Raw genomic sequence first — 8,594 nt, 5'->3', positions numbered from 1 at the left:
GTTCCCCCTTTGAGATGTCCGTTCCCCCTTTGAGATGTCCGTTCCCCCTTTGAGATGTCCGTTCCCCCTTTGAGATGCCGGTCTATAGTGAATTAATAAAAGTCATTGGCTTGCACGTCATAAAAGGCTGTGTGTGGGCTTTGTGTTGGTGAGAAATATTTGAAAAAAGACTAAAATGCCCCTTATGAACGCTCTCAAAGGTCAATGGCTGTTGCAACATGAGGGACAAAGGGTATGATAATGCTCAGCTACTACTTTTATGAAGTGAAAAGAGGTATGAAGGTAAAGAAGGATGTGGAGTAAAAAGGGGCGTGCTTGATGGTTCACTTTACGGGGGCTATTATATTTTATTTACAGACACTGTTTTGAAATGAGCGTGGATGCGCTGGGAAATATTAAAAAAGTGCGTGAATGAAAAACATAAGTGTATTCTGTTTTAGGATGTCCTATTGTACCTGAAGAGGATATCTCCATTAAAGAATGCGATAAATAAAAGCATAAAATGTGTAATTTCATCAGTTAATTGTTGTTGTCGTGGATGCTTTAGTCCCGTAAAGCTGAAGAGTGATGATGGATGTTAGCTTTACTCCTTGAAATTTTATATTCTGCCAAAATGGAATTGTATGCGCATTGCGAAAGTTACACAAAAAGAGATAGGTAATAGGTTCGCTTTTATTTGGCATATAAAAGCTGAAACGGTTTACTCTTCATTGTTTTGGTTTCTCTCTTAAAATATGCGGTTCTATAAGGGATGAAAGTTGATTGACAGCGGGAATGGAGTTTATATGGCTTAAGTTTTCATCGTTAAGGTTTTGGGGAACTATTGGGGGACATAGTGGTTGGTTTAAAGAGGCTGGAAAATATCTTTGTGCTTAATAAAATAGATGAGAAATTTTGCTGAAAAGGGAAAACTTCTCTTGTTTGTTATTTGAAATGCTCTTTTAAGAAAAAATATCAAAATAAGTATCAGGAACAGAGAGGCAATAGACAATTCCTTCTTTTGTCAATTTGAGGAAAGCGGAACCATTCACGGAAATGGGAACGATTTTTTCGAGAACGGCACTACCAAAACAGGCTTTTTTATTGTTTGGGGGGGGGATGTCGGATTCAAAATTTTCATGCCAAGTGATGATAAGTTGCGTTTTGCCATTCAGTTTTGTTTCGATTTCACAGCGTACACAGATGCTACCCTTTTCTTGGGAAAGGGCTCCAAAAGAAAGAGAATTTACAATTAGTTCATGAAAAGCCAAACCAATATGCAAAGCGGCATTGGGAAAAAGATAAGGATCTACGCCTTCAAGTGAAAAACGTTCTGTTTCTTTCATAAAATAGCCTAAAGCCTGCATTTGGACCAATTCGCGAAATTGAGCGCCACGCCAATCGGAATCAGTGATCAGATCTTGAGAATGAGAAAGAGAATGAAGACGACCTTGAAATTTGCGTAAGAAAACCTGAAGAGATTCAGTATAGCGGGCGGTTTGGCTGGCAATACTTTGAATGATCGCTAGAAGATTTTTAGAACGGTGACTGACCTCGCGAAGAAGGATTTTGAGCACTTGTTCACGGCGGCGTAAACCGGAAATATTGACACCGGTGGTGATAATACCGATAATGTCTCCGTTATCATTACGATGGCAATCAATAGAAAATTTATACCAAATCTCTTGTTTTTTTGTATCTTCAAAACGGGCTTCAACAGTTTGCATTTTGCCACTCGCTAAAACTTGCAGTTTGATGGTTTCCATATTGTCTGCAAGGTCAAGCGAAAAAAAGTCGCTGTCACGACACCCAACCCGCCATTTATTGTGCAAATGGTGTGGCAAGTTTTCAGCCCATAAATAAACCAGATTTGTTGCCTGATAGAGAACACAAATATCAGCACCACGAATCGCTTGCATGAGCGCACTCATATGAGATCTATCCATGGGAGGCTTTGAAAGAGGCGTAACGATCATAATTTTAAGATGTTACTCTGTTCTAAGCCGCTTTAGAAGCATTCTCTTGAAAAAATAAAGCTTGGGAAATAAGCGCTTTCACCATATCAGGGTTAAAAGGTTTGGTCACTAAAAAAGTTGGTTCTGGACGTTCGCCGGTCAGCAGCCTTTCGGGAAAAGCCGTGATGAAAATCACCGGTATACGGTCATTTTTCAAAATCTCGTTGACCGCGTCAATACCTGAACTGTTATCGGCTAATTGAATATCAGCCAAAATCAACCGTGGTTTTTTCTTATGATACATGATGACAGCTTCATCACGCGTGCGCGCTATTCCCACAACATGATGACCTAAGCTTTCTACCATTTGCTCAATATCAAGCGCAATAAGAGGTTCATCTTCAATAATCATTACTTCAGTGGCAATTTGTTGAGAAATATCAATGGATGCTTGGTTGAGAAGCTTACGAAATTCTTTCGTATCCAGATTCATGATTTCGCTGGCTTCTTGTTCATGAAATCCTTCAACGGCAATGAGCAAAAATGCTTGGCGCGCACGGGGCGTGAGATAGGATAATTTGGCACTGGTTTTTTGTTCAAGACCAAATTGGGGCAGGGGTTCAGGGATGTTCGGTGTGGTTTGGTCAAAAAGATGGCAAAAAAGCCAATAGGTACCAATTCGGTCACTGGATGCTTTGGGAAAAATGGAGATATCGGCAATGAGTGCTTCCAACATCGCTGACACATAAGCATCGCCAGAGGATTGGCTACCGGTGACAGAGCGGGCAAAACGCCGAAGATAGGGAAGATGCGGGGCAATGCGCGTTGATAATGACATAATTTATAACTCCTTTGATCTTTCAAGCATTTTGTTGGTTGAAATTCTCAACAGATAAAAAAGTTCCTTGATTTGTATGGAACTTTTTACCGATAGCCATATTTACAACCATAAGGCGAAAAATTCTTCGCGGTGCTACTGATATTATATGGATTAGGGGGATGAAAAATGAACAACCGTGATGAAAAAAATCTCACCACACAATTTACAGTTGGAGATGATCTTCTCGGGGTCAATAGCGAAATAGCACGGAAGTTACGTCAATTTTACATGGAAATTCAAGAAGAAGCACTGCCGCGGTGTTTGCTCGAGCTTTTAGAGAAGTTGGAGCGCGCAGAGCAATTTGGCTTAAACGCAGAGCAATTTGGCTTAAACAATGTGGAAAAGGTTTGAATCCTTTATGTCAAAGTGCGCGAAAAACTTTAAACAAGAACTCCTTTCGGTGTTGCCGGCTTTACGAGCTTTTGCTGTTTCTTTAAGTGGCAAGCAGGATAAAGCCGAAGATTTGGTCCAAGATACTGTTATGAAGGCATGGGCTAAGCAAGATAGTTTTGAGATGGGAACCAATCTTAAGGCTTGGCTTTTTACCATTTTGCGCAATGAATTTTACAGTCAAATGCGTAAAAAGGGAAGAGAAGTTCAAGATACCGATGGCGTGTTTACTCAAAATGTTGCTGTTCATCCTGCTCAATATGGATCGCTTGATTTGCAAGATTTCAAAAAAGCCTTAAATTTGCTTTCTGCCGATCAAAGAGAAGCCATTATTCTCATTGGCGCATCGGGGTTTTCTTATGAAGATGCTGCGGCTATTTGTGGTTGTGCTGTTGGAACCATTAAAAGCCGTGTGAGCAGGGCGCGTAATCGATTACAAGAACTTCTCAAGGTGGATGGTGAGTCTGATTATGGTCCTGATTCTTATTCAGCTGGAAGTACATTGTGTTCATTTAACGGCTAAAAAAGCATAATAATTATGATCGATAGCCTTGTTTTTTTTATTCCCGTTATAGCTATTACAGTAAAGTCAGTATCTGAGGAAATTCAGAGTGTTTGGCGTGTATCCTTAGGAACATAAGAAAAGCCTGTATAAACTTTCCCACGGGCTTTAGGTTTTATGTTCCATAAGGTTGCCTTCCTTTGTGCTGAAAAATGACGACTTTCAAGTTCGCCAATGGACATTCTATGACAACAAAAACAAATTTGATGCCTCAAATGCCTTCTTCTGATGCAACGATATCACGCTGGCGGTGGGTAGCGATTGTTGTTTCTCTTGTTATGGCTCTTTTGGCATCGGTTTTTATTATGTTGCTTTCAAATGCCGTTGATCGAGAAGTCGCACAGTTGAATACAAGTTCAGAATTACGCGAACAGGCTGATTTAGTCCTTATTAGCTTGATTGATATGGCTGTTGCTGATCGCAGCTATGCAAAAACGCGCAAGGCGGAAGATAAAATACGTTTTGAAAATGCAGAGCGGGAGTTGGGGGATATTCTCGATTATATCGCACTTATTGTTTATGCGCATCCACAATGGGATGAATGGTTTACGGCTTTTAAAAAAGAGGTTGAAGCACGAAAAGCATTTATGAATGCCCATATGCATGCTCTTGATGCGATTCCTGAACAACCTTCTCATGCTGCCTCTTTTGAAGTATCAAAGATTCCTGTGGCACGTTTAGCTCAATTGATGACAAGCTTTATTAATGGGGATGATGTGGTGCGACAAAAACAGCGTGAGGGTATTGCATTGATGCGGGCTGCTTTGACATTGGCGGCTATTGTTTCCGTTGTGAGTACTTTTATTTCTGCCTATTTTGTTATTAATCGTTTTCATCGTGATGTACGCTCTTTAAAATTGTATCAATTGCTGCTTCATAGCGAAAATATCGCTCTGGAAGCCCGCGTGAAAGAACGAACACAAGAATTAGAAAGAGCACGCAATCACGCTGAAAAAGAACGCCAACGGGTTGAAATATTGTTGCAGGATGCAAGCCATCGCATTGGCAATTCTCTTGGGACGGTGTCTTCTTTGCTGGGGCTCCAGTTAAACCGGAGCAAAAATGAAGAGGTACGTTCTGTTCTAGGAGCTGCACGCGATCGTATTCAGACAATTTCTACAGCACATCGTCGTTTGCGCTTAAGTGATGATATGGAAACGACTTTTTTGGCAGAGTTTCTCAGTTCTGTTGTGCATGATGTCGAATTGGCTGTCCCTTTTGAATTGCGTGAAAACATCACTATTCACACCAACTTTAAAGATTGTCGCCTGTCTTCAAGAGATGCGACAACACTTGGAATTATCCTTGGTGAACTGCTGACAAATTCCTTAAAACATGCCTTTCCTGATCAACGTACCGGTCATATTTATATCTCTTTTGGTCCCCAGAAAGATGGACAATTGATGCTCATTGTAGAGGATGATGGCGTGGGAATGAAAAGCCAAACTTTAGAACAAAAAACAGGACTTGGTCGTGTGGTCGTGGAACAGCTCTGTATGCAATTTGGTGAAAAACCTCTGTTTGAAACTTCTGCTTTAGGAGGCACAAAGGTTGTCATTCCTTTGCCAAAACTACGCATGAAGAGTTCAAAAAAAGCTCTGACTGATTTTTAAAAGGGATAAACTCTTTGCTCTCTGCTTGTTCGTTTTAATAAAAATGAGAATAAAATATGACTTAGATAACGCGAATACAGCACCATTTACATCAGATTGTCAATTGTCTTCAAGAGAAGCAACATTGCTTCTTCATCTTTTGGTCTTTTTGTTTTTCGCTTTGTTGACTCCGATTATAGGCTTTCAAAATTCTCCTTTTTTGTATGTTTTATAGCTTTTAAGTGCTTAAGTTAAAATTTAAATTTATTTTGAATAAGAGCTCCTTTAAATCAATAATACTTATATTAGTAAGCTCTATTTCTTTGCGAAGAGATTGTTTTTTCAAGTTTTGTTATTTTTTGTAAGGCATGTAAAACTTTAAATATATGGTGTTTTTGTAAAAGTGTGTAACGAATATTCTTAAGGATAACTTGCTCATAAAGTCTATGAAACACCGTCCTTTAGGGCTATGAACAGCATAAGCATTAGGTGGAATCTCTTCAACAAGAAGTCGGGTTGTTTATAGAATGATATGGGTTTTAGAATCTTCATCTTTAGAAAAACTCACCTTTGATTAAAATTTTATTGCATGGAAAACAAAGGGATTTTTATCGTTTTGATGAAACAAACAAGAAGAGTTAGCCTTTTTGGGTTTCATATTTTGCACTTTTCTATTATGCATAAACATGCAAAGGGGAGGGCGTTTTATTTTTAATCATTGTTATGCGACCTTGGGTGGTGGCATATTTCGGCGAATTCTTTATAGATATTTAAAGTGCGGAAATCTCTTTAAGAAAAAAAATCTCTTTGAGAAAAATAAGCGCTAAAGCATGTTTTTAGATGTTTTGAGTTGTAAAAATGCAGATGCTTTTATGCTTTAAGTCTCTTCGGAGGGGGGTATCGGGCTGTTGATCAAAGAATCAATATTGTTTTTTTCTTGTAGGAATGTTTGTAGGTCTTGATTGGTTAAGGCTTTGCTATCCGGTATACGGATGCGCATGGGATCAACTTTGACGCCATTGACAATGATTTCAAAATGACAATGGGGACCGGTTGCCATTCCTGTTGTTCCAACATACCCAATGATTTGTCCTTGTCGTACTTTCACGCCTGGTTTGATGTCTGGTGCATAACGGCTTTGGTGTGAATAACTGCTGATATATCCATTGGCATGTTGAATTTCCGTGTGATTTCCATAGCCACCTGTTACGCCTACTCTTGTGACAATACCATCTCCTACAGCAATAATGGGTGATCCTTTAGGAGCAACCCAATCAACTCCCGTATGCATGCGAACATAGCCTAAAATAGGATGTTTGCGTGGACCAAAGGGGGAGCCAAAAATCCCATTTGGTGTGGGTTTGCGCAGCAAGAAAGGCTTTGAACTCCTCCCTTCAGAATCATAATAATCAACGCTTCCATCTTTTAATTGATAACGGTAATATTTATAAGTTGTATTTCCAAAAGTTGCGCTAATATAACGAATTTCTGGATCAGTGTTTTTGGATGCTTCCTTTGCTTTCAAGTTCTTTTTGCCGTTTTGGTTTTCTTTATCGCTTTGTGGTACGGCATAAAATATTTCGATTTGATCATTGGGGGTTATCGGACTTTTCATGTCAATATTGGTGGCAAGCAGACGAATAAGACGATGAGAGAGAGATTGTGATATATTATGGCTTAGCAAGGCATTATAGAGTGCATCATAAGCTGTTGGTAATTGCGCGCTATTGATATAAGAATGCGGAATACCATTTTGAAAAGCCGTTTTAAGAGCTTTAGACATTTTAGGCTCTGTGCTTTCAATGAATTGGCCTTTATCATTCAGCGCAATGGTGAGAACATGATACATCCCTTGATAGATACTTGCGCGTACGAGATGGTCTTCTTCACCAGCTTGTGTCACAATACCAATGCGTAAAAGACTTCCCTCTTTAAGGGTATCGGAAAGGCTCATTTTTTCTAGCGTTTTTACAACCTGTTCAATTTGCTTTTTTGTATAACTGGTTTTTTTGAAAGCATCGGCTATCTTTTGTTTTTTACGAATAGGAATAATATCTTCAACATAGTTTTTTGTCAGATCGATACGGTGACTTTGAGGAGAAACGGTTACATTTTCTTGAACAATGCGAACTTCAGGGGATTCTGTACCTTGGGAATCAGTGGATGCATCTTCTAATTTTAAAGGATCAATCAATGTGAGAACTGAAAGAAGTTCGGTACTTTTTTCTAAAGTAAATCCAGCTTTTTGCACTTCTTGTTGTGCCTCTTCATCTGTCAGCGTATCGTTGTTGTCAAAATCGAATTGATTTACCTTAAAATCATAGCTGCGTAAGGTGATTTTTGTTTCAACCTTTGCTCCATAAATCTGTCCAGAATCTTGTGGTTTGGCGCTTTGATTTTTCGAATCACTGGCAAGAATGCTTAAAGAATCAAATTTTGGATAGCTATATTTCTGGGGGCGCTTTTCGGCTAAAGCCATACGAATCCATTCAAAATGTTGTGTTTGAATAACTTGTTCATCGCCTTTTTTTTGCAGAATCGATAGTTCAAATTGACGTTTGCTGTCAAAGCTTTGTCGTGCATGGGTGGGAAAAATACGATCACCTTTATACCCATTGGCCTCAGGATCTTGTGTATGGGAGAGGTTTTCTTTTGTAAACCATTGTGGAGGGGTTACCAATCGCTGTTGTTCATCAAGAGCCGTAAAAAGTGCAATACCCATAAGAATGCAGGAAGTGATTCCTGTCAGAACGGTTCCCGTAAGCCAACGGGCCGAAACTTGTCGGCGCGCAGGACGCAAGCGTTTAACGACAAGAGCAGGGTCCTGTCCGGGATCGTTTTTTTGTTGTTCGTTATCCCACATAGATTTTAAGAGTACTTTTTCAATATTAAATAAAGAAAGCTAGCATAGCTTAGCATGTTTCTACAAGAATTTGATTCTTTTTACAAATTACAGATCATACGAATTCTCTTTATACAGTAATGTCTTTATGAATCGTACCTGTGCAGAAAAATTTCCTTATTAAAGTAACATAAAACAAGCGTTATTGTGATTAATCCATTCTTAGGCACTTCCTATTTTTATGCATTGCAATGGGGTGCTATATTTTACTTTAAAGGCGCCATGCTCCCTTTAACTCTTTCTGTTTTCATGTTTTATTTTTATTTTAGTGTAATGTATTGAAATACAACCAGTTGTTTATGTTATTTTATTTTAAAAAAAAGTAAAAAATGAT

At 39.0% G+C, this 8,594-nt stretch carries 7 protein-coding genes; 3 read left to right on the top strand and 4 right to left on the bottom strand.

The genetic code is table 11. From position 1 onward, the window contains the following. Window positions 1-941: 941 nt before the first annotated feature. Together ACFIKQ_RS01305 and ACFIKQ_RS01300 are read right to left on the bottom strand one after the other, a co-directional pair. The gene (locus ACFIKQ_RS01305) at window positions 942-1,955 is read right to left on the bottom strand and encodes a sensor histidine kinase (protein ID WP_375635650.1); all 1,014 of its coding nucleotides are present in this window, start codon (window positions 1,953-1,955) and stop codon (window positions 942-944) included. A gap of 22 nt (window positions 1,956-1,977) precedes the next feature. Next, on the bottom strand, window positions 1,978-2,772 hold the full coding sequence (locus tag ACFIKQ_RS01300) for a response regulator (RefSeq protein ID WP_015856822.1): 795 nt from the start codon (window positions 2,770-2,772) through the stop codon (window positions 1,978-1,980). A 168-nt stretch (window positions 2,773-2,940) separates the two neighbouring features. Here ACFIKQ_RS01300 and ACFIKQ_RS01295 point away from each other — a divergent pair, with 168 nt between their 5' ends. Then, a complete protein-coding gene (locus ACFIKQ_RS01295; protein ID WP_375644534.1) occupies window positions 2,941-3,165 on the top strand; it encodes a NepR family anti-sigma factor in 225 nt (74 codons plus the stop codon). A 7-nt stretch (window positions 3,166-3,172) separates the two neighbouring features. Further along, window positions 3,173-3,727 carry an RNA polymerase sigma factor gene (locus ACFIKQ_RS01290; protein WP_375635652.1) on the top strand — a complete coding sequence of 185 codons (555 nt, stop codon included), beginning with the start codon at window positions 3,173-3,175 and terminating at the stop codon, window positions 3,725-3,727. A gap of 83 nt (window positions 3,728-3,810) precedes the next feature. Here the strand turns inward: ACFIKQ_RS01290 and ACFIKQ_RS01285 are convergent, their stop codons facing one another. Further along, on the bottom strand, window positions 3,811-3,948 hold the full coding sequence (locus ACFIKQ_RS01285; RefSeq protein ID WP_375635653.1) for a hypothetical protein: 138 nt from the start codon (window positions 3,946-3,948) through the stop codon (window positions 3,811-3,813). Between the two features lie 3 nt (window positions 3,949-3,951). On the opposite strand from ACFIKQ_RS01285, the gene ACFIKQ_RS01280 reads away from it, so the two are divergent. After that, window positions 3,952-5,379, top strand: coding sequence for a sensor histidine kinase (locus tag ACFIKQ_RS01280; protein ID WP_375655659.1), 1,428 nt, complete (start codon window positions 3,952-3,954; stop codon window positions 5,377-5,379). Window positions 5,380-6,235: 856 nt separating this feature from the next. Here the strand turns inward: ACFIKQ_RS01280 and ACFIKQ_RS01275 are convergent. Beyond that, window positions 6,236-8,221: a M23 family metallopeptidase gene (locus tag ACFIKQ_RS01275; RefSeq protein ID WP_375635655.1), complete on the bottom strand. Its 1,986-nt coding sequence runs from the start codon at window positions 8,219-8,221 to the stop codon at window positions 6,236-6,238. Window positions 8,222-8,594 lie beyond the last annotated feature (373 nt).

It is taken from the genome of Bartonella sp. MR63HLJHH, from assembly GCF_042194155.1.
In the GTDB taxonomy this organism is placed as follows: Bacteria; Pseudomonadota; Alphaproteobacteria; order Rhizobiales; family Rhizobiaceae; genus Bartonella; species Bartonella grahamii.
The sequence above is the reverse complement of the archived record's forward strand: the minus strand, read 5'-3'. Positions and strand labels throughout refer to the sequence as shown.